General features: G+C 31.8%; 13 protein-coding genes. 11 read left to right on the top strand and 2 right to left on the bottom strand.

Annotation, left to right across the window (positions count from 1 at the left end):
* Positions 1–1,586 precede the first annotated feature (1,586 nt).
* From DYE58_RS01510 to DYE58_RS01500, 3 genes are all read left to right on the top strand, one after another.
* Positions 1,587–4,856: a stalk domain-containing protein gene (locus DYE58_RS01510; RefSeq protein WP_115311947.1), complete on the top strand. Its 3,270-nt coding sequence runs from the start codon at positions 1,587–1,589 to the stop codon at positions 4,854–4,856.
* A gap of 552 nt (positions 4,857–5,408) precedes the next feature.
* Entirely contained in the window at positions 5,409–7,307 is a 1,899-nt protein-coding gene (locus DYE58_RS01505; RefSeq protein WP_115311946.1) for a stalk domain-containing protein, read from the top strand.
* A gap of 847 nt (positions 7,308–8,154) precedes the next feature.
* Positions 8,155–9,150 (top strand): ORF6N domain-containing protein, encoded by a 996-nt coding sequence (locus DYE58_RS01500; RefSeq protein ID WP_004823479.1) that lies wholly within the window; start codon positions 8,155–8,157, stop codon positions 9,148–9,150.
* 1,124 nt (positions 9,151–10,274) lie between these two features.
* Here the strand turns inward: DYE58_RS01500 and trpS are convergent.
* Together trpS and DYE58_RS01490 are read right to left on the bottom strand one after the other, a co-directional pair.
* Positions 10,275–11,264: a tryptophan--tRNA ligase gene (gene trpS / locus DYE58_RS01495; RefSeq protein ID WP_004822586.1), complete on the bottom strand. Its 990-nt coding sequence runs from the start codon at positions 11,262–11,264 to the stop codon at positions 10,275–10,277.
* Complete coding sequence (locus DYE58_RS01490; RefSeq protein ID WP_115311945.1) at positions 11,264–12,523, bottom strand: amidohydrolase; 1,260 nt, start codon at positions 12,521–12,523, stop codon at positions 11,264–11,266. Before DYE58_RS01490 ends, trpS begins: the two co-directional genes overlap by 1 nt.
* 131 nt (positions 12,524–12,654) lie before the next feature.
* On the opposite strand from DYE58_RS01490, the gene rpsD reads away from it, so the two are divergent.
* The 8 genes from rpsD to DYE58_RS01450 all read left to right on the top strand — a co-directional run bounded on the left by rpsD (position 12,655) and on the right by DYE58_RS01450 (position 23,786).
* Positions 12,655–13,251, top strand: coding sequence for a 30S ribosomal protein S4 (gene rpsD, locus DYE58_RS01485; RefSeq protein WP_004822591.1), 597 nt, complete (start codon positions 12,655–12,657; stop codon positions 13,249–13,251).
* Positions 13,252–13,338: 87 nt separating this feature from the next.
* Positions 13,339–13,608 (top strand): putative signal transducing protein, encoded by a 270-nt coding sequence (locus DYE58_RS01480; protein ID WP_004822599.1) that lies wholly within the window; start codon positions 13,339–13,341, stop codon positions 13,606–13,608.
* A gap of 211 nt (positions 13,609–13,819) precedes the next feature.
* The gene (locus DYE58_RS11510; protein ID WP_004822600.1) at positions 13,820–13,954 is read left to right on the top strand and encodes a hypothetical protein; all 135 of its coding nucleotides are present in this window, start codon (positions 13,820–13,822) and stop codon (positions 13,952–13,954) included.
* Between the two features lie 252 nt (positions 13,955–14,206).
* Complete coding sequence (locus DYE58_RS01475) at positions 14,207–15,277, top strand: PDDEXK nuclease domain-containing protein (RefSeq protein ID WP_004822601.1); 1,071 nt, start codon at positions 14,207–14,209, stop codon at positions 15,275–15,277.
* Positions 15,278–15,571: 294 nt separating this feature from the next.
* Positions 15,572–16,795, top strand: a complete 1,224-nt coding sequence (locus tag DYE58_RS01470; protein ID WP_004823452.1) for an IS110 family RNA-guided transposase — start codon at positions 15,572–15,574, stop codon at positions 16,793–16,795.
* Positions 16,796–16,957: 162 nt separating this feature from the next.
* Positions 16,958–17,113: a recombinase RecR gene (locus DYE58_RS01465; protein ID WP_115311944.1), complete on the top strand. Its 156-nt coding sequence runs from the start codon at positions 16,958–16,960 to the stop codon at positions 17,111–17,113.
* A 1,106-nt stretch (positions 17,114–18,219) separates the two neighbouring features.
* On the top strand, positions 18,220–22,401 hold the full coding sequence (locus DYE58_RS01455) for an InlB B-repeat-containing protein (protein WP_004822602.1): 4,182 nt from the start codon (positions 18,220–18,222) through the stop codon (positions 22,399–22,401).
* The gene (locus DYE58_RS01450) at positions 22,284–23,786 is read left to right on the top strand and encodes a rhodanese-like domain-containing protein (RefSeq protein ID WP_342769542.1); all 1,503 of its coding nucleotides are present in this window, start codon (positions 22,284–22,286) and stop codon (positions 23,784–23,786) included. Before DYE58_RS01455 ends, DYE58_RS01450 begins: the two co-directional genes overlap by 118 nt.
* Positions 23,787–23,804: the final 18 nt, after the last annotated feature.

Here is a 23,804-nt window from a genome sequence, read left to right as displayed (position 1 = left end):
CGCATTCTTTAGTTTTAAAAAATGGAGATAACTTTAATAAGACATTGTAAATTATATTTGTAAAGAAGGTTCAAGTTGAATTTTCTCATCCCAGTCAAGGGTCGCTTCGATTTCCTTTGACAGAAATATGCATTATTTGATGAGGATAGTTATGCCATTTGAAAAATATTATTGGATGGGTTTCTTGTCACACAAGTTTGACAACTTTAGACTCTAAAATAAATAAAGATTAACCCGGCAATTACATAAAATGAAATATCAAAAATCTAAAAAGCCTAAATACCAACACAAACCAAAAGCGTTTTGAGGGAGTTAGAGAGAGGGCGTGAGGGAGAATCGCAACGCCCTTAGCCCTCCCTCGGAATAAAAGATTAAGAAATAAAAAAAGATAATAACATATAAAAAATTTAAACCTAAAACGAACCACAAAAAAAACGGGCGGGCCTATATTGCTTTATAATATAATTTTAGATTTGTCCATTTCATCATCAACCACAATCCATTTCACAGACACGTGCCGCCCCTACTTATTTTAAAAACATAAATATTATCACGTAGGGGCGGCACGTATCCACGAAAAAAATAGAGAATTAAAACAAAAGCAGAAAAATAAAAAATATAAATGTCAAAAAAGTATAGGCCCGCCCGCAAAAATAATAACAGATTCAAAAACTGTATGATTACACAACACAACAGCATAGCCAACCCACCAAACCAAAATAAAATGAAATACTGAAAACATAAAACATAAATATAAAAACCAACCCAAAAAACGGGCGGACCTATGCTGCTTTATAATATAATTTTCGATTTGTCCATTTCATCAACAAACCCATTATCTATTTCACAGACACGTGCCGCCCCTACTTATTTTAAAAACATCAATATTATCACGTAGGGGCGGCACGTATCCACGAAAAAAATAAAGAATTAAAACAAAAACAGAAAAATAAAAAATATAAATGTCAAAAAAGTATAGGCCCGCCCGCAAAAATAATAACAGATTCAAAAACTGTATGATTACACAACAGCATAGCCAAACACCAAACCAAAATAAAATGAAATACTAAAAACATAAAACATAAATATAAAAACCAACCCAAAAAAACGGGCGGGCCTATATTGCTTTATAATATAATTTTAGATTTGTCCATTTCATCATCAACCACAATCTATCTCACAGACACGTGCCGCCCCTACGATAAAATAAAAATTAACACCTCAATTTCATATAATGAAATACAAAAAACATAATTTTAAGCTGAGAAGATTAAAATTTAGAATACAACTATAAAATTTAAATTTTAATTGAATATTTTTCCTAAAAATAATTTAAACAATATTTTAGAAATTTGCCTTTTTTTAAAAATGTGAGAATGATAATTAAAATAGATGCTGAATAATAAGGCGAACTTGCAAAATAATTTTAAAGAACAAATTATAAACTTTTAATTAATTTACAAAAAGAGTGTAATATATTTCGAATCCTTGCAACACCGCTAAAAAACTTGATTTTTGAGGGTGAGAGTTGTAAAATTAATTAAGAATGATTAAAAATGATAATGAATATTTAACGGAGGACGAGAATGGAGAATTTAAGGGAATTTATTAAAAGTAGGAAGCGAAATAGAATATACAGATATTCTATAAGAAGATTGTCAATAGGAGTTGTCTCATGCGTAGTGGGAGCATTTGTACTTTTTGCACCAGTTAACTTCGGTAAAGCTGAGTTAAGTGGTGTTGTTTATGCGAGTGAAGTTGAGAAATATAGTGATCTTCTCCTTGAAGTACAACAAAAAGATGACAATGATGGCAAATGTTCGGTGGTTTTAGTGTCTAAATCTTTTACACAGGATAATCATGATTTAAAAGATGTGAAGTTAGTTATTGGTGATAATAAAAAAGAGATTAAATTGGAACCAGATAAGAGTAATCCACTTATTCGTGAAGGTAAAATAGATGCAACTGATTTAGGCAAAAAGTTTAAGGTTGCTATATATGATAGCAGCAAAAAAGAGAATCCAACCTATTATGCTGGTGGAATTCTTAGAGAAGAAGAAACTTACGATAAACTACAAAAAGAAGAAAAACAAGAAGGGGAAAGAGAAAAGGAAAGAGAAAGAGAAAGGGAAACTTTACAAAAAATAAATGTATTAAAAGAAAAGGTTCAACAATTAGTAGAAGACGCAGCAAAACGAGAAGAAATAGTGACAAAAGTAGCAGAAGAAGTGACAAAAGAAGCAGAAAAAATAAAAGAAAAATTAAATAAAGGAGAGATTAGTGGAGCGGCAACTGAGGCAGAAACAGTAAAAAATAAAGTAGAAGAAGCCGCAAATTTAGCAAAAGAAGCAAAAACATATGCGGAAAAAGCAAAACAAGCTGCAGAAGAATTAGAAAAAAAAGCTAAAGAAGTGAGTGGAGAAGAACAAGCAACAGTACAAAAATTAGCGCGAGAATCAGAAGAAGCATTACAAAAAGTAGAAGAAGCAGTACAAAAAGCAGAAGAAGCAGTACAAAAAGCAGAAGAAGCACTAACTAAAGCAATAGCTAGAGAAAGAAAAGAAAAAGAAGAGAAACCTCAAGTAGATCAATCAGGAGAAGAATCAGAGAAAAAAGAACCAACAGAGAATGCAAATTTCGATAAAATTAGGGATAAAGTAAAAGAAACTTTAAAAGAAATAAAACTTTCTGAAGGTAATTCAGGGATGTTAATGAAGGTACTTAAGACAAACAACTATGACGATTTGTTAAAGTTAGTATTTGAAATTCAATCCAAAGAGCACGATAAAGGGATAAAAGAAAAATTAATAGAAGCGGTTGTAGACGTAGAAGGATATTTGAGTGATGCTGAAAAAGCAAATTTAAAGACAAATGTAGAAGATTGGAGTAAAAATGAACAAGTATTTAAAAGAGCTGTAGATAGCTTAAAAAATCATGTTGAAAATAAGAAGAAAATAGAAAAAAAAATAGATGATTTATTTGAAAAAGCAGCTAAAGTCTTACGTAATGGAGATAAAGATTATGGAAGATCTTCTGTTACAGAATTAGAAAAGAATTTACTGAAGATAAAAGATTTAGACAACAGTAAAGAATTTACTCAAGAAAAATTAAAAGAACTTGAGAAGACTATTAATCCATTGATAGAGAAAATGGGAGAAGAAAAAGATTTAAAGAATAAGTTAAGAGAGAATATAAAATCTTTAAAAGATGAAAAAGAAATTGGTATATTTAGTGCAAGAATTGATAAAGCTAAAAATTTAGAAGAACTTAAGGTATATAAATCTAAAATTGATGCAAAAGGTAAAGAAGAGACATTTAACGAAATTAGCAAACTTGAATTTTTAAATGAAGAAGAGAAAAAATATTATAAAACTGTTTTAGACAATACAGAAGAATTTAATCATTTTAAAACTGTTTTTGATATAGCTAAAGAAAAAAATGAAGCCATTGAAGCGAAGATTAAGGATAATATAAAAAATGATATAGATAAACTGGCTTTTCTAAATAAAGAAGAAAAAGAATTTTATAAATCTCAATTGGGAGGCGCTACAAGTCCTAATAGTGTAAGTATAGTTATAGAATTAGCAGAAGAAAAAGATAAAGCTAAGGAAATTGAGTTAAAAGATGCCGCAAAAGAATATGTAGATAAATTAAGTGATCTAACAGAGACATCAAAGAAACTAGCTAAAAAAGATATTGATGAAGCAACAAATGTAGAGACTATTAAAGATATTGCAGAAAGAGCTAAGTTGATGAACAAGAAGAAAGCGGAAAAGGCTCTTGAAGAATTAGTTAAGAAAGAATTAAAAGAAGTAAAAGAAGCTGCAAAAGAGTATATAGATAATTTAAGCGATCTAACAGAGACATCAAAGAAACTAGCTAAAAAAGATATTGATGAAGCAACAAATGTAGAGACTATTAAAGATATTGCAGAAAGAGCTAAATTGATGAATAAGAAGAAAGCGGAAAAGGCTCTTGAAGAATTAATTAAGAAAGAAAAAGAAAAAGAAAAACCGGTAGAACCAAAAGTGCCGGAAGAACCTAAGAAACCTGAAGAGAAACCGGCTGAGCCTAAGAAACCTGAAAACGAACCTAAAGAAAAAGAAGAAAAGCCATCTGATCCAAAGCAACCGGAAAAACCAAATAAACCGGAACCTAAGGATCCTGAAAAAAATCCGGAAGAACCTAAGAAACCGGAAGAAAAACCGGCTGAACCGAAACAACCGGAAAACGAACCTAAAGAAAAAGAAGAAAAACCAAAAGAAGTTATTCCGGCTATGCCGCTAACACCGGGCATAAAAGTAATACCTTCAACTCCATTACAACCAAGCATAAAAGTGGCACCAAGAGCATTTAGAAATGACAACGATCAAAGGGGATCAATAGACTGGAGATATATAAAAGCACCAAGCAAAGATGCAAAAGCAGAAGTGCAAAAACAAAAGACAGTAATAGAAGTGAAGATCAAAATAGGATCAGACATACTACAAAGAACAATAAACAACCACACACAAGAAATAAAAATGGATACAAAAGCCATAATAAAAGACGGAAGAACAATGCTGCCAATAAGATACGTAGCAGAAGCCCTAGGATACACAGTAGAGTGGAGAGAAGACACAAGAACAGCGATCCTAAAAGACAAAGAAACAACAATAGAAATTCCGGTAGATACAAATAAAATAATAATCAACGGAAAAGAAATCCAAAGCGATGTAAAACCGATGATAGAAAACGGAAGAACAATGTTGCCGATAGCAAACATAGCAAGAGCATTGGGTCTAAAAGACGGACAAGACATCAAATGGGACGAAGCAAAACAAGAAGTTACAATTAGAAAAGAGATAATAAACTAAACAAAACAGGCGTGGGAAACCACGCTTATTTTGTTGCCAAAAAAGAGGAATAAAATAATTATATATACAAAAACGGGCGGATCTATACAGCTTTACAATATAATTTTCAATTTGTCCATTACATAAACAAACCCATTATATATTTCACAGACATGTGCCGCCCCTACGATGAAATAAAATTAACCCAATAATTTTATATAATGAAATACAAAAAACATAATTTTAAGTTGAGAAGATTAAAATTTAGAATACAATTATAAAATTTAAATTTTAATTTAATATTTTTCCTAAAAATAATTTAAACAATATTTTAGAAATTTGTCTCTGATTAAAAATGTGAAAATGATAATTAAAATAAATGTTGAATAATAAGGCGAACTTGCAAAATAATTTTAAAGAACAAATTATAAACTTTTAATTAATTTACAAAAAGAGTGTAATATATTTCGAATCCTTGCAACACCGCTAAAAAGCTTGATTTTTGAGGGGGAGAGTTGTAAAATTAATCAAGAATGACTAAAAATGATAATGAATATTTAACGGAGGACGAGAATGGAGAATTTAAGGGAATTTATTAAAAGTAGGAAGCGAAATAGAATATACCGATATTCTATAAGAAGATTATCAATAGGGGTTGTCTCATGCGTAGTGGGAGCATTTGTACTTTTTGCACCAGTTAACTTCGGTAAGGCTGAGTTAAGTGGTGTTGTTTATGCAACAAGTGTCGATGGAAAAGTTTTGTTAAAAAATCTAGAATCTAAATTAGAACAAGAAATTAAAAATTATAAAGAAGATCCTAGCAAATCAAATAGGTCAGCTATATATAACAATGGTAAGTTAGATCATACTCTGTTTGTAAATGAATTTAAATCATTACTTGATAAAATAGATCAAGAATTAAAAGATGAAAAAGCTAAATTAATAGAAGAATTATTGAAGTTAGAAAAAACAAAAATAGAAGGCAATCAAGAGTTAGAAGGAAGAATTAGAACTAAAGCTAGAAAACTTATATCAGAAAATAATAATGATGATATTCAAAATCTTAAGGAATTTAGAAAGTCTGTAAAAAATATTAAAGAAGAAAAAGAAGAAAGAGAAAGAGAAAAAGAAAGAGAAGAACAAACAAGAAGAGAAAAAGAAGAACAAGCAAGAAGAGACAAAGAAGAACAAGCAAGAAGAGAAAGAGAAGAACAAGCAAGAAGAGACAAAGAAGAACAAGCAAGAAGAGACAAAGAAGAACAAGCAAGAAGAGACAAAGAAGAACAAGCGAGAAGAGAAAAAGAAGAACAAGCAAGAAGAGAAAAAGAAGAACAAGCGAGAAGAGAAAAAGAAGAACAAGCAAGAAGAGACAAAGAAGAACAAGCGAGAAGAGAAAAAGAAGAAAAAGAAGAAAGAGAAAGAGAAAAAGAAAGAGAAGAACAAACAAGAAGAGAAAAAGAAGAACAAGCAAGAAGAGAAAAAGAAGAACAAGCGAGAAGAGAAAAAGAAGAACAAGCAAGAAGAGACAAAGAAGAAAAGGCAAGAAGAGACAAAGAAGAAAAGGCAAGAAGAGAAAAAGAAGAACAAGCAAGAAGAGACAAAGAAGAAAAGGCAAGAAGAGAAAAAGAAGAACAAGCAAGAAGAGAAAAAGAAGAACAAGCGAGAAGAGAAAAAGAAGAACAAGCAAGAAGAGAAAAAGAAGAACAAGCAAGAAGAGAAAAAGAAGAACAAGCAAGAAGAGAAAGAGAAGAACAAGCAAGAAGAGACAAAGAAGAAAAGGCAAGAAGAGAAAAAGAAGAACAAGCAAGAAGAGACAAAGAAGAAAAGGCAAGAAGAGAAAAAGAAGAACAAGCAAGAAGAGACAAAGAAGAAAAGCCAAAAGAAGTGCCGGCTATGCCGCTGACACCGGGCATAAAAGTAATACCTTCAACTCCATTACAACCAAGCATAAAAGTGGCACCAAGAGCATTTAGAAACGACAACGATCAAAGGGGATCAATAGACTGGAGATATATAAAGGCGCCAAGCAAAGATGCAAAAGCAGAAGTGCAAAAACAAAAGACAGTAATAGAACTAAAGATCAAAATAGGCTCAGACATACTACAAAGAACAATAAACAACCACACACAAGAAACCAAAATGGATACAAAAGCCATAATAAAAGACGGCAGAACAATGTTACCGATAAGATACGTAGCAGAAGCCCTAGGATACACAGTAGAGTGGAGAGAAGACACAAGAATAGCGATCCTAAAAGACAAAAATACAACAATAGAAATTCCGGTAGATACAAATAAAATAATAGTAAACGGAAAAGAAATCCAAAGCGACGTAAAACCAATGATAGAAAACGGAAGAACAATGTTGCCGATAGCAAACGTAGCAAGAGCATTGGGCTTAAAAGACGGACAAGACATCAAATGGGACGAAGCAAAACAAGAAGTTACAATCAGAAAAGAGATACTAAACTAAACAAAACAGGCGTGGGAAACCACGCTTATTTTATTGTAAAAAACTCGCTACACTAGTGTCGACCTTACACTTATTTTAAAAACATCAATATTATCACGTAGGGGCGGCACGTATCCACGAAAAAAAATAAAGAATTAAAACAAAAACAGAAAAATAAAAAATATAAATGTCAAAAAAATATAGGCCCGCCCGCAAAAATAATAACAGATTCAAAAACTGTATGATTACATAACACAACAGCATAGCAAACCCACCAAACCAAAATAAAATGAAATACTGAAAACATAAAAATATAAATATAAAAGCCAACCCAAAAAACGGGCGGGCCTAAACTGCTTTATAATATAATTTTCGATTTGTCCATTACATCATCAAACCCAATATCTATTTCATAGACATGTGCCGCCCCTACATGAACTAAATAAAATTTAAACCATAAAATAACCAAAAAAAAAAAAACGGGCGGGCCTACACTGCTTTATAATATAATTTTCGATTTGTCCATTACATCATCAAACTAATTATCCATTTCACAAACACGTGCCGCCCCTACATGAACTAAATAAAATATAAACCGAAAACGAACCCCCAAAAAAACGGGCGGGCCTATACTGCTTTATAATATAATTTTCGATTTGTCCATTACATCATCAAACTAATTATCTATTTCACAAACACGTGCCGCCCCTACATGAACTAAATAAAATATAACAACATTTCCATAAGGGGACTGACAGATAGAAAAGAACCTATATTTTTGGTACAATTATAACAAGTAGATTTTGAAAACGTGATGAAGAAATAGCTTACAAATTGTAGTTAAAAAAATATATAGGAGGCGTATTTTGTGACAGAGCAAAATAAAGAAATTGTAGTAATAGAAGAAACTACAATGGAAAGTAAGATTTACTATATAAGAAACCAAAAAGTTATGCTTGATTTTGAACTTGCTGAAATCTATGGATATACAACGACAAGATTTAACGAGCAAGTAAAAAACAACTCGGAAAAATTTGATGATGATTTTATGTTCCAGTTGACAAAGTCAGAATTTGAAAACTTGATGTCGAAAAAATCGACATCAAGTTGGGGCGGGCGTAGAAAGCTGCCATATGCCTTTACAGAACAGGGCATATATATGCTTATGACTGTATTAAGAGGCGAACTTGCAGTTAAGCAGAGCAAGGCTTTAATACGAATGTTTAAGCAGATGAAAGACTTTATAATTGAAAACCAAGATTTTATCAGCTCAAAAGAATTATTACAAATTGCTATTCAAACAAATAAAAATACAAATGATATAGCTAGAATAGACAGAAAGATGAACACCCTAGCCACAAAAGAAGATTTGAAAAAAGTAATGGATAATTTCATAGATCCGCAAACATATAAACACTTCCTTTTGATGAATGGAGATAAGATAGAAGCAGATGTAGCATATACAAAAATATATAAGTCAGCAAAGAAAAGCATTTATGCCATAGACAACTACATAGGACTTAAAACATTAGAACTTTTAAGAGCTGCAAGAGATAATATCCAAATCATAGTCTTTAGTGATAATATAAAAAATAAGGATATGCTCACAAAAAATATCTTGGACGATTTTAGAAAAGGTTATCCTAATATAGACCTAAAACTGAAGGTAGCAGGTAAAAAATATCACGATAGATATATAGCAATAGACTATGGAACAGACAATGAAGCCTTTTATCTTTGCGGAGCATCATCAAAGGACGCAGGAAATAAAATATCAAGTATTACTAAAATAGAAGAATCATCTAAAGATTTATATCATATGATGTTTAGTAGAATGTTAAACAATAAAAACCTAAAAATTTAATAAACAAATACAGAGATCATAATAATTTATTTAAGCGGTAGAAGTAAAAAAACAACAGCACATAGAAAATTCAAACCGAAAACAACCAAAAAAATAACGGGCGGGCCTATACTGCTTCATAATACAATTTTCAATTTATCCATTACATAAACAAACCCAATATCTATTTCACAAACACGTGCCGCCCCTACATGAACTAAATAAAATTTAAACCTAAAACAACCCAAAAAAATAACGGGCGGGCCTACACTGCTTTATAATATAATTTTAGATTTGTCCATTACATCATCAAACTCATTATCCATTTCACAAACACGTGCCGCCCCTACGATAAAATAAATAAAATATAAACCATAAAATAACCAAAAAAAAACGGGCGGGCCTACACTGCTTTATAATATAATTTTCGATTTGTCCATTACATCATCAAACTCATTATCCATTTCACAAACACGTGCCGCCCCTACGATAAAATAAATAAAATATAAACCATAAAATAACCAAAAAAAAACGGGCGGGCCTATACTGCTTCATAATACAATTTTCAATTTATCCATTACATAAACAAACCCAATATCTATTTCACAAACACGTGCCGCCCCTACATGAACTAAATAAAATTTAAACCTAAAACAACCCAAAAAAATAACGGGCGGGCCTACACTGCTTTATAATATAATTTTAGATTTGTCCATTACATCATCAAACTCATTATCCATTTCACAAACACGTGCCGCCCCTACGATAAAATAAATAAAATTTAAACATAAAACCAACCCAAAAAACGGGCGGGCCTATACTGCTTCATAATACAATTTTCAATTTATCCATTACATAAACAAACCCAATATCTATTTTGCAGACACGTGCCGCCCCTACATGAACTAAATAAAATTTAAACCGAAAACAACCCAAAAAAATAACGGGCGGGCCTATATTGCTTTATAATATAATTTTCGATTTGTCCATTACATCATCAAACTAATTATCTATCTCACAGACACGTGCCGCCCCTACATGAACTAAATAAAATTTAAACCTAAAACGAACCACAAAAAAACGGGCGAACCTATACTATTTCTCTTCTCACCCGTATTAAAAATGCTCAGCTCTTAATTTTTTATCTATCTTGGTATAAATCCAACTTTTTTATATACTTTTCTAAGTGTCTTTCTCGCCAATGCGGAGGCTTTTTGCGCTCCTTCTGTATATACTTTTTCTAAATATTCTTTATCATTTCTAATTGCATTAAATCTCTCTTGAACAGGTCTTAATCTTTCTACAACAACTTCGGCTAAATCTTCTTTAAATTTGCCGTAGCCCAAGTCTTTATATTTTTCAACTATTTCTTCAACACTTAGTTTTGAAAAAGATGAATAGATGTCTATTAAATTCTTAAGTCCCGGTTGTTCTGTTGAATATCTGATAACTCCTTCCGAGTCCGTCACGGCACGTTTTATCTTTCTTCTTATTGCATTTTCATCGTCTAAAATCAATATAAACGCATTTTCATCCGAATCCGATTTACTCATCTTATATTGCGGGTCTTGTAGCGACATTATTCTTGCGCCAACTTTCGGCGTCATTATATCCGGAATTGTAAATGTATCAGAATATCTTGAGTTGAATTTTTGAGCCAGATCTCTTGTGAGTTCTATATGCTGTCTTTGGTCTTCTCCAACCGGCACATAGGCGCTTTGATACAACAAGATATCCGCCGCCATAAGCACCGGATAATTTAGTATCCCAGCCAATACTTCTTTACTCTTGCTTGACTTATCTTTAAATTGTGTCATTCTTTGAAGTTGTCCCATGGATGCTATAGTATTTAAAACCCAACCAAGTTCAGCGTGTTCAGGCACGTGTGATTGAATATATATAATTGATTTTTCAGGGTCAAGTCCACACGCCAAGTACAGTGACAATATATCCAGTGTATTTTTCCTTAAATTCTTAGGTTCTTGCGGCATTGTTATTGCGTGCATATCCACTATACAGTATAGACAATTGTACTCTTCTTGTAATTCACTAAAGTTTGAAAGAGCTCCTATATAGTTCCCTATCGTAAGTGAACCTGAGGGTTGTATCCCACTGTAAACTACTTTTTTATCCATTATAAACTCCTTAAAATTCTGTCTGTCAATTTATTTACTTCATACTTAACTTCTTCTTCGTCAACATTTAACATCATTCTATCTTTCATTATAAACTCACCGTTTATCATAATATCTTTGATATCTTCCGGTGTTGCACTATAACAAAGCGCTCCTATTAAATCATTTTTAGGAGTGAAGTTAATTGAATTTAAATCAAAAAATGTCAAATCCGCACTCTTTCCAACTTCAACAGAGCCGTTGTCGAAGCCTGTTATCTTACTTCCGTTTACTGTAGCAAGTTTTAACATTTCATTAGCTTGTACACTTGAGCTTGACTTATTTACCGCCTTATTTACTATCGCTCCTACGTGTATTTCTTTTAATATACTCAAATTGTTGTTTGAAGATGAACTGTCAGTTCCTATCCCCAAATTTATATTTGCATCTAATATCTTTTTAACCGGTGTAAATCCGCTTGCCAATTTCAAATTAGATACCGGATTGTATACCGGATAGAATTCTTTTCCCGCTATCATTTCAATTTCCGAATCTGTTATATACACACAATGTGCGGCTATTATCTTAGTATCTAAATATCCCAACGAATCCAAGTATTCTACAGGTGTCATCCCATATAATTTTTTAGAATCTTCAACTTCTTTCATAGTTTCTGAAACGTGTATGTGAAGCATCCCACCATATTCTTTTGAAACTTTTAAACACTCTTTTAAAAAGTCCGTTGAACAAGTGTAAATAGCGTGCGGCCCCAAGACAACTTTAATATCATCTGAATTGTATTCTCTGTAGTTTTGTTTGAATATATCTATTCTCTCTGAACCACTGCCCGCTACATCCAAAACTCCCTTGGCAAGAATTCCCTTTATTCCGACTTCCTTACATGCTCTTGCAGTTGAATCGATTTGGTCGTACATATCAACCACTGCACACACTCCGTTTTTTGCCGATTCAACCGCCGATAGTTTTGCACCCCAATATATATCTTCTTTAGTCAACTTAGCTTCAAAAGGCCATATTTTTTTCACAAGCCAATCTTGAAGTTCTAAATCATCTGAATAATTTCTCATCATACTCATTCCAAGATGAGTATGTGCATTTGTAAATGCCGGCACAATAAGTTTTGAGCTACAATCTATATAATCATTAGCTTGAAGATTTTCGCCTATCTTTACAATTTTCCCGTCTTCTATTTGTATATCGGTTTGTGTTATAACTCTACCATTTTTAACGTCTATATAATTTGCATTTTTAAGTATCATTTTACCCTCCGTAGGTTACATTATAGCACAATTTTTCTCTGTTTTCTCTTTACTTTTACTCAGTTATTTAGTATAATGCTTTCGGCTCTTAAATTATCGCGGCGAGAATATATTAGGAGTTGAATAATAAAATGGCAAGAATGATGGTACCAAGATTTAAACAATCAAGAAGATTAGGTCTTAACGTATGTGGACACCCTAAGGCTATGAAGAGAGCTGTAAAGGGTACTGCAAGAAGTGACAAGAAATTAACCGAATATGGTAAGCAATTACTTGAAAAACAAAGATTAAGAGCTTACTATGGTGTTCTTGAAAAACAATTTGTCAACTTATTTAAGGAAGCTAAGAAAACTGCTGGACAAACTGGTCCTAACTTAGTTATCTTCCTTGAAAGAAGACTTGATAACTTAGCTTACAGAATGGGCTTTGCTTCTTCTATAAGACAAGCAAGACAAATGGTAACTCACGGACACTTAACTGTAAACGGTAAAAAGGTTAATATTCCTTCATACAGATGTGATGCAGGAGATGTTATTGAACTTTCTGCAAGAGGTAAAAAAGTTGCTATGTTCAAAGAAAACTTTGAAACAAACTTCGTAACTTCATATCCTTACATCTCTAAGGAAGAAGGCTTTAAAGCTACTTTAGTTTCTATTCCGGCAAGAGAAGATGTTCCAATAGAAATTGAAGACCAATTAATCGTTGAGTTCTACTCAAAGAATATGTAATTAAAAAAAGATGATGGATATAACCCAATCCGTCATCTTTTTTTATATATGGGTATATATTAAATATATTTACCAAGGAGGTCTTATATGTTTAAATTTAATAAAGAAACTGAAAGAGAACCTAAATTCGTTGAATTAATCTCTGTAAATGATAGATTAAAACTTGGCGGAATAATAGGTATTTTGGATGATAATAATATACCTCACTTTGAAGAATCTTCTCAAATGAACGACTCCACCGCTCAAGTTATCTATGCAAACATCAACGTTGGAATAATGGTCTATGTCCCTGATGAAAATTTAGATAAAGCTCGTGAACTTTTGCAAGTCATTGGTGAAATTCCACCATCATATTAATGGGTTTAATTATTTATTTATTATAAGGGCGGCACGAATGTATCAATGTCCGCCCTTTTTGCAATGTGTTTATATTTATTTTGTATACATAGTCGTTTTATTAGTTAATGTAGGGGCGGCACGTGTCTGTGAGATAGATAATGAGTTTGATGATGTAATGGACAAATCGAAAATTATATTATAAAGCAGTATAGGCCCGCCCGTTATTTTTTTGGGTTGTTTTCCGTTTAAATTTTATTTAGTTCATGTAGGGGCGGCACGTGTCTGTGAAATAGATAATGAGTTTGATGATGAAATAGACCAATCGAAAATTATACAGAGCAAGAAATATGAATTAAAGAGATGAACTAACCGTTCAGTCCTACAAGTTTATGCACTGTCTAAGTGCATAAAGCACAATCCCATTTTGGAAATGCAGATATAAAGATTAGTCCTTGTTTCAATGGCACACATAAACTGAGAGATAGAAAAAAGGCTATATTTTTGGTATAATTATCTCAATTAGACTAAAATCTTGGTGATAGAATTGGCTTATAGGATGTAAGCTGATTATGATAAAAATATAAGATAAAATTACAATAAAAAAGGAGCGGTGGTGATGGATAAAAAAGATTTAGCTATCATAGGGGATAGTGAATATATAAAAATGCTTGAAAAAATAAAAAAATCATATAAGGATAGACAACTTAAAGCAGCAGTTTCAGTTAATTCAGAAATGCTGAGATTTTATTATAGTCTAGGAGAAGAAATTATTAGATTAAAGGCAGAAAGCAGATGGGGAAGCGGATTTTATAAAAAACTAAGTTCGGATCTACAAAAGGAAATTCCAAATGTTAAAGGATTTTCTGTTACTAATTTAAAATATATGAAAAAATTTTATGAAATGTATTCTCCATTAAATCGTCCACAGCTTGTGGACGATTTACGAATATCCAAAGTCAGTAGAGATTTTGATATAATTTTTAGTATCCCATGGGGACATCAAAGATATATTATGGATAGATGTGAGGGAAATTTGAATAAAGCATTTTTCTTTATATCTAAAACATTAGAAAATAACTGGAGTAGAGCTGTGCTTTTAAATTTCTTGGATACAGACCTGTTTGATAGACAAGGAAAAGCAATAACAAATTTCACAAATAATTTGCCTGCAACACAAAGCGATTTAGCAAATGAAATGACAAGAGATCCGTATAATTTTGACTTTATAGCGATTAGACAAAATTATGATGAAAAAGAATTGAAAGACGCTTTGATGGATAATATTCAAAAATTCTTATTAGAGCTTGGAACAGGCTTTTCATTTGTAGGTAGAGAATATAGACTTGTAGTTGGAAATTCAGAAGAATTTATTGATATGTTATTCTACAACATTAAGCTGCATTGCTATGTGGTTGTGGAGGTTAAAATTTCTGCATTTAAACCTGCGGACATAGGTCAACTTGGAACTTATGTAACATCTGTAAATCATATATTGAAGGGCGATGGAGATAATCAAACAATAGGTCTTTTAATCTGTAAGACAAAGGATAATGTATTGGCGAAATATGCTTCTGAAAGTTCAAGAGAACCTATTGGAATTTCAGAATATCAACTACAAAATTTAATTCCTGAAAGTTTTAAAGGAGTATTACCAAGCACAGAAGAAATCGAAAATGAACTAAAATAAATTTTGAGAACATAATAAATTTACACAAGACGGTAGAAGTAAAATCTATCGCCTTTTAGTACCATAAATAGTGTAAGAAAGAAAGTGATTTCTATCTTGCACTATTTTTGTATAATGAAGAAGTAGTATGACGATCGTCTTTTAGGGTTAAAACATCCGCAATAAAAACTGTCATCTACCTCTTCATTATTCATATTCGGTTAAGCAGGTTGGGCAAAACGTCCGTGTCACGAGCTAAAATGAGTGTAATGGTGCAGGTAGGAACTACAAATTTAAAAGAAAGAAGGTAAGAAAATGATATCTATAGGAATAGATATAGCAAAAGAAAAATTTACAGCCTGTGCCTTAGAACAAGGTAGCAAAATTATTTGGAAGCCCTTTGATGTAAATCTTAACAAACCAGAAGTAGAAGGATTCTTAAATAAACTAAAAGATTTAAATCAAGAAATCAAAATAGTCATGGAAGCAACAGGAAAATATCATTTGCCAATTCTTTATGAATTAAAAAAACAAGGATACTTTGTAGCAGTAATTAATCCATTAAAAATGAAACAGTTCTGCCGAGTGTTAAACTTCAGAAAAGCAAAAAATGATAATATAGATGCCACACAAATAGCAGAATATGGGTTGATGTATTGGAAAGAATTACAAGAACACAAAGTAGATACAGAAAATTTTAGAACTCTAAAAGAATTAAACAGATCTTATCAGCATTACATGGACCTAAGAATCAATCAAATGAACTTCATAGACCAAACAATCAGTCAAACATTTCCAGGAATAAAAAAATTAATATCTCATGGATCTAAAGACTTCTCAAAAGACAAACTATTAGATTTCTTAGAAACATGGTGGCACAAAGACCTAGTTTTAGAAAAAACAGAAGAAAAATTCATAGAAGACTTTAAGAACTGGGCAAAAGAAAAGAGATACCATCCTAATGCTGATAAAGCTAAATCCATTTACAAGCTTGCAGAGGAAAGTATCTCAACTCAACCTTCCAATAGCTCATACATAAAGATGAACCTACAAGAAGGGATAGAATTGATCAAACATATAAATCAAATTCTATATAATATTTTATCACAAATGATAGAAATTGCCGAGCCTCTAGAAGAATATCAAGAAGCCAAAAAATTCTCAGGAATATCAGACAAATTAGCAGTACAAATAACAGCAGAATTTGGAGACTTATCAAAATTTAAAAATAAAAAATGCCTAATATCCTTTGTAGGAATAGACTCACCTCCATATGAATCGGGGAATTTCAAAGCAGATCAGAGAAAAATAACCAAAAGAGGTAATGCAATACTTAGAAAAATAGGATACCAATCTATGAAATGTATGATGAGTGTTAAAAATCCAGAAAATGAAATATATCTATATATGCTAAAAAAAGAAAAAGATGGAAAAGCAAAAAAAGTATGTAAATTTGCAGGCTTAAATAAGTTCTTAAGAATCTACTATGCAAAAGTTATGGCATCAAAACAAGAAAAGGAGGCGTTAAAAGTAGCTTAGAGCTAGGAATAGAATAGTTAAAACAAGCCGATATCAACCGGCTTATTTGCTATGCTTAAATTCAATACTAAATATTACAAGCCTACTCTGAAATTAATTTCGGAGTAGGCTTGACTTTTGTTAGCAGGTTTTTATTGGAACAAATGGAAAGGAGACGAAATGATGAAAAAAACAAATGAGAAAAAACATAGAAAAATAAAATTTGAAATTAAAAGAGTGTATGTAGGGGAAACGATTACCGAAGTATTTGAAGAAGTAATCGAACATATTGTAGATAAAAATTTAGAAGAAAAAAATAAAAAACAAACGCAAGACTAAGTAAGAATTGAGTACACAGGAGTGTTTTGATTTAATAATTACATTGAGATAGTCTTGTTAAGAGAAAGGAGCGTAAATTTGAACAGGACTAAAAAATATATTGCTGTTTTGTAATGCAGATTATCAAAAGATGATGGTAATACAAATGAGAGTATGAGTATATATTCACAAAAAGCAATGCTAAAACAGTATGCAGAGCAAAATAACATAGCCATATATGATTATTATGTTGATGATGCATATTTAGGTTTTTTGGATTTTTAATATTTCATTATATGTAATTATTTTATTTATTTTATCGTAGGGGCGGCACGTGTCTGTGAAATAGATAATGAGTTTGATTATGAAATAGACAAATGGGAAAATTATATTATAAAGCAGTATAGGCCCGCCCGTTTTTTTTTCGGTTATTTTATGGTTTAAATTTTATTTAGTTCATGTAGGGGCGGCACGTGTTTGTGAAATGGATAATTAGTTTGATGATGTAATGGACAAATCAAAAATTATATTATAAAGCAGTATAGGCCCGCCCGTTTTTTTTGGTTATTTTATGGTTTAAATTTTATTTAGTTCATGTAGGGGCGGCACGTGTTTGTGAAATGGATAATGAGTTTGATGATGTAATGGACAAATCGAAAATTATATTATAAAGCAGTATAGGCCGCCCGTTTTTTGGGCTGGTTTTTACATTTATGTTTTTAGTATTTCATTTTATTTGGTTTGGTGGGTTGGCTATGCTGTTGTGTTGTGTAATCATACAGTTTTTGAATCTGTTATTATTTTTGCGGGCGGGCCTATACTTTTTTGATATTTATATTTTTTATTTTTCTGCTTTTGTTTTAATTCTTTATTTTTTTTGTGGATACGTGCCGCCCCTACGCTTTAATATTGATATTTTTATGAATGCACATTCTTCTTTTGGATTGGTGCGGTTTTACCGTCACATTCGTTATTTTAAAATGGTTAAAATTTTTTTAATTTATTATCATTTTAACTAGAAATAATAATAAATTAAAAGCTAATATATTGACAAAAGCGATAAAGTGTGATATTACATAAATGATAGTAATTATCAAAATATAAAAGGAAGGAGACATTCATTTACAATGAAAAAATTATGGTCAATATTATTAGTTTTTTGTATTTTGTTTTCGTGTTTTAGTCCGAGTGCTGCATTTGCAAGCCAAAACAAACAGGAAAACGATAAAGTAGAAAAACTGGTGAAAAAGGGGATCATCCAAGGTGATGAAAAGGGTGATTTAAAGTTAAATGAAGTAATCACCAGAAGTGAGCTTATAAAAATTGTAGTTTATTCTTTAGGATTGGAAGATTTAGCAAAGAATTTGCAATCTCAAAAGGGAAAATTTCCGGATGTCGGCACCGATCACTGGGCAAATGGGGTCATAAATGTTGCAAGCACTGTTAAAATGCCGAATGGTCAGTATCTTATAAATGGTTTTCCTGACGGACAGTTCAAACCGGAGAATAAAATAACATATCAAGAGTTTATAAAAGTTTTGGTAGTTGCAAGTAAGTTTGATCTACAATCTAATCAAATGAAAGATGCCAAATGGCCTGATAGTTATTTTAATTGGGCAAAGGAACTGAAAATCATTGGAGAGGGAACCGGAGTTGAAAATTTAACACCGAGTGCCGATGCAATTAGAAATATTGTGTTTAATGCTCTTTACAATGCTCTTGATAAAATGGAAGAGACTAAATCCAAACTAAAAGAAGAGAGTTTGAGAAAAGCAAAAGAAAATTTGAGAAAAGGCATACGTGACGATAAAGAAACAACTCATAAACATACTACTTCCGGGAGTTCAAATGCATGGTTCGGATGGTGGGGTTCTTCAAGTGGAAGCAGCTCTTCAAGCGGAGGAAGTTCTTCAAGTGGAAGCAGCTCTTCAAGCGGAGGAAGTTCTTCAAGTGGAAGCACTCCTTCAAAACCGGTGACACCTTCAAAACCGGTAACACCTGCAAAGGAATTCACAGTTAGCTTTAATGTCAACGGTGGAAGTGGAAATATGGCGAGTGTTAAAGTTGAAAAGGGAAAAGAATATACACTTCCTGCCAATGCATTTAAACCGGCAGACGGAAAAGAATTTAAAGCTTGGGAAGTTGACGGAACTGAAAAGCAAGTTGGAGATAAGATAAGTATAAATAAAGATATTGAAGTAAAAGCTCTTTGGAAGGAAAAAGAGGATTCTCCATTAACACCTGCAAAGAAATTCACAGTTAGCTTTAACTCAAACGGTGGAGGCGGAAGTATGGCAAGTGTAGTAGTTGATAAAGATAAATCATATACATTGCCTGGAAATAAATTTACAGCACCTCAAAATAAAGAATTTAAAGCTTGGGAAGTTGATAAAGTAGAAAAACAAGTTGGAGATAAGATAAGTATAAATAAAGATATTGAAGTAAAAGCTCTTTGGAAGGAAAAAGGAACTCCTACTCCTAAACCAACTGGAAAAGCTTACATAATTGAAACGGATTTTTCAAATGGATTTTTCCAAGTTAAAGTCAATGGCAAGGATGATGAAGAAAGCGACGAAGAAGTTATTAAAGCAAGAGCGGGAGAGAAAGTTAACATTACATTTAATGCACCAACAACAGCCAAAAAAGTGTTTGATAAATTTGTGGTTCTAGAAGGTAATGTAAAAATTGAAAATGCTGACCAAAAGAACGGAGCATACTTTACAATGCCTGAGAGTAATGTAAAGATCGGAGTGAAAGTTAGGGACAAGACTTCAACACCTAATCCAACACCTGGTCCAACACCTAATCCAACACCTAATCCAACACCTGGTCCAACACCTAATCCAACACCTAATCCAACACCTAATCCAACACCTAACCCTAACCCTAACCCAGGCGAAGGCGTTGTTGTTAGAAATGCCAAGGTATCGCTTCGTCTCATTCAAAGAAGCAGAGATGAAAAAGGTATTCTAGATTTTGAAAATAATGGAGAACAAAACTACAAATATTTTGGATTTAAAACAGGTCAAAAATATGGTGAACTGGGGAATGGTGATAATGGCAAAAGCATGTTGGAAACCATAGAAAGTCTAGCTAATAAAAAAGGATTTAAATACTTCTATATTGAAAAAAACAATCCAAATGGAGATTCATTTAAAATAAAAATAGGCGGACCAAAAGAACTAAAAGAACTTGTAGCCATTCCTGAACATTTCCATGGATCATCTATAACAGAGGACACTGTATATATATATGCATATGTAAACATCTATGATGATGCAGAACTTCCTGTTGGGAAAGAAGTCCCAGATACACCAAAACCGCTACCAAAACCTGAACCTAAACCGGATACACCAAGTGAAGAGGGATTAAATCCTGGTAATCCTAATATGGCAGAAGATCCGAATTTGCCAAAAGATTTTGATGGAACTGTAACAGTTTATGTTGAAGGTTTGCTTGGTGATTCTAAAGATATGAAAGTTGGTCAAAAGTTTGGAAGTGACGAAGATGTAAAAAATGCAATTCAAAAACCAAAAGTTCCTGAAGGTCAAGAAGTTAAAGCTTGGAGAGTTAAAAGAACAGGTCAGGAATTTACAATTAAACAGATATTAGAAGCTCAAATAAATAGAAATATGGTTGAGTATGAGTATGATGGTGAATTTGGAGAAGTAGTTCTTAAATTAGAACTTGTTACACAACTCAAAGGTGTGGAAGACCCAAAAACTGTTTTGAAATTAGAAGTAGAAAAAGCTAGTGCAATTGATTTGAGTAAGTACACAGATAAATCTGCACAAAGGCTTAAAGATACTATTGAAAGAACTGAGGGTTTGCAAAAAAAAGAAAATATAAAAACAGATGCAGTTACAGCTGAATTATTTAATTTGAAAGAATTTACAGAGGGACTTGTAGATAAAAACGATAATTTTAAGGTAAAAGGTTTGTCGTCATCTTATGCTGCTCCTCAAGTACATGTATTATTCGGTACTGATAAATATATAGAAAAGTGGAAAGATGCAAAGTTTGACCGTTTTGATTCAGAAAAAACCAATAAAGAGTACGGAGATAAAGCAGCGGACACTTATATGCCATCTCACTATAGAGAATTGAATTTTACGAATGGAACTGAAATTCAAGTACAAAAAAATTCCAACATCTATATTAAAGTTCAAACCAAGTATGGTGATGAACCTTTAAAGAAGATTGAAGTAAATGGAAAAGAAATTGAGTTTAAAATAAATCAAAAAGATCTTACAGCAATTGAAACGGAAGCAATAAAAATAAAAGTAGATAAGGATATTACAATAGAGACTTATTATGGAAAAGAAAATAAGTTGGGCAATGAAGACGATACGCCAAAGGCACCTTATGCAGTAACAGTAGGATATCTTGAATGGGCAAGTGCAGAGAGAGACAAGAGTGCAGTTAATAAAATGGACGGAGATATTGAATTAGGTATTTCACAAGGGGCTACTATTATAGAAGGACAAAATTTTGAAACAAATGGTAAAGTCTTGAGAGTATTAGAAGAATATGCAGCAAGAGATGATTTTAGATATTTCTATATTGAAAAGTGGAAAAAAGGTGAAAAGGTAAACTTTGGTCAGGAACAGCGCTTTACTTTAGAAGAACTGAAAAAAGAAAAACTGCATGGCAGAATGCAATGTGTTCAATGTAGCGGTTCAGTTGTAAATATAGTTGGCGTATTTAATTATAATGATTCATTAAAGGATCTTATAGATATAGCAAAAAAAATTGAAGGCAATGAAGAATTAAAAAGTGCCCTAAAAGCTGCAGAAAATGAAATTATAAGTGAAAATAGAACTAAAAAATCTGTAAAAATTAAATATAATGCCTTAAAGGAAGTTGTATTGAAAGCAGATCCAAGTGCTTTAGACAAGAAAAAAAATGTTGAAAAAGAAATTGAAGATGAAGTTATTGGTAAAAAAGTTGCCTTATATCTATATGAATATATAGATGGTTTTAACCAAGGACAATTTGTAGCAAAAGATTTAAATTTCAATATAGGGAAATCTTATGGAGAAGCTACCCAAGAATTTTTGGATAAGTTAAAAGAATTGTCTGAAAAACAGACTTTTGAATATTTCTATATATTTAAAGATAAACACTTGGGAAATATTTCAAATTTAAGTTTAGACAATATAAAAAATCTAATAGCAGTAGAAGAGCATGAATTTGGAGGAAATTATCCAGATCAAATATATATCTATGCAAGACAAAATCCGGAGAAAAAAAAACTAAAGAATTACTCTATCAAGAAATTGACACTGAAAGAGGAGAAAAACTTATAAATAAAAATAAGAATAATTCTGATTTTGTAATTTTTGATGTCAGAACAAAGGGAGAGTATGATGAAAGTCATATAAAGGGCTCCATTCAATCTAATTTCTATAATAGAGCAGAATTTGAAAGCTATTTAAAAACTCTTGATAAAGATAAAACTTATCTAATCTATTGTAGAACAGATAATAGGTCTAAAGAAGCTGCAAAACTTATGCAGGGAAAGGGATTTAATAATATTTATGTAATGCTAGGCGGAATGACTAAATGGCTAATAGGGGATAAGGAACATGTATCTGCAAAATTTGAAAAAAAGTTAAGTGTAAATCTTAAATCACTTACGACTGAAATAAATAAAGTAAAGGTAGAGGTGAAGGTATTAGATCCTAACTTAAATGCAAGAGTTAAAAGTAAAGTAAAAATTGAAATACTTGAAGATAATAACTTAAAACATGAAGAGGATTTTGATATGAATAATAAAGAGGTAATAACAAAAGAGTTTATACTTAATGTTGCAGATACAAGTTCTTTTACCATTAAAGCAACGGCTAGTGAAGATGGATGGGAAGATGGAATTGCAACAATTCCTGTGTCATCAAGAAATGTAGAGTTTAAATCTTTTGACGAAGTAAAGGAGTCTAAATTTTTTATTCACTTTAAACAAAATGATCGTGAAAAAACTCAAATCAAAAAAGTTTATGGTAATGATGTGACGAATTACAATGCAAGAAATTATGAAAATGAAGTAATTACTTTGAAGGACATTTTAAATAAAGATAAGAAAACTATGTTATTATTTGGCTACCCAGGTTGTGGCGGTTGCAAAACAATGATGGAGGAAATGTCTAATTTAATTAGTAAATATCCTAAGTTTACAGAGAAATATAACTTCTATGTAGTTGTAACTTCTGTAGAAGAAAACACAAATGATACAATTGAACTTACTAATAAAACTTTAGATGAAATGGGTGCCGGAAATTTAAAGGAAGTTGCACTCTATGACTCTGAAACTAAGATTTGGGCATCTAAACTGGGTCTTAAAACAACTCCTAATATACTACTCTTAGATGAGGCGGGAAGAATTGTAAATCTTTCTCCTCAACTTAGTCAAAATGGATTAAAAGATCTTTTTAAGAAAACTTTTAATGATGATATTGAGGTAGTAAATGATGAAAATCAGGCATACGATATTTACACTGAAGGAGGGGATTCGTGGCCGTATAAAGCAAAAGCTGGAAGAGAAGTAGCTTTATATGCAAATGAAAATGAAAAGAGAAAATTTGTGCGTTGGGAATCCAACCGTCCTGAAAAAGTGACATTTAATAACCCGAACTCAAAAAAAACAAGCTTTATAATGCCGGATATTGAGGTAATTATAAGAGCAGTTTACAAATGATATTTAGACAATAAAAGG

Source organism: Peptoniphilus indolicus (assembly GCF_900454665.1).
Taxonomy (GTDB): Bacteria; Bacillota; Clostridia; order Tissierellales; family Peptoniphilaceae; genus Peptoniphilus; species Peptoniphilus indolicus.
The sequence above is the reverse complement of the archived record's forward strand: the minus strand, read 5'-3'. Positions and strand labels throughout refer to the sequence as shown.

What these genes read in the sequence shown, in the direction of transcription:
- DYE58_RS01505 (WP_115311946.1), top strand. Translation starts at nt 5,409, where the DNA reads ATGGAGAATTTAAGGGAATTTATTAAAAGTAGGAAGCGAAATAGAATA.
- DYE58_RS01490 (WP_115311945.1), bottom strand. Translation starts at nt 12,523, where the DNA reads ATGATACTTAAAAATGCAAATTATATAGACGTTAAAAATGGTAGAGTT.
- DYE58_RS01465 (WP_115311944.1), top strand. Translation starts at nt 16,958, where the DNA reads ATGAAAAAAACAAATGAGAAAAAACATAGAAAAATAAAATTTGAAATT.
- DYE58_RS01455 (WP_004822602.1), top strand. Translation starts at nt 18,220, where the DNA reads ATGAAAAAATTATGGTCAATATTATTAGTTTTTTGTATTTTGTTTTCG.
- DYE58_RS01470 (WP_004823452.1), top strand. Translation starts at nt 15,572, where the DNA reads ATGATATCTATAGGAATAGATATAGCAAAAGAAAAATTTACAGCCTGT.
- DYE58_RS01480 (WP_004822599.1), top strand. Translation starts at nt 13,339, where the DNA reads ATGTTTAAATTTAATAAAGAAACTGAAAGAGAACCTAAATTCGTTGAA.
- DYE58_RS01510 (WP_115311947.1), top strand. Translation starts at nt 1,587, where the DNA reads ATGGAGAATTTAAGGGAATTTATTAAAAGTAGGAAGCGAAATAGAATA.
- DYE58_RS01475 (WP_004822601.1), top strand. Translation starts at nt 14,207, where the DNA reads ATGGATAAAAAAGATTTAGCTATCATAGGGGATAGTGAATATATAAAA.
- rpsD (WP_004822591.1), top strand. Translation starts at nt 12,655, where the DNA reads ATGGCAAGAATGATGGTACCAAGATTTAAACAATCAAGAAGATTAGGT.
- trpS (WP_004822586.1), bottom strand. Translation starts at nt 11,264, where the DNA reads ATGGATAAAAAAGTAGTTTACAGTGGGATACAACCCTCAGGTTCACTT.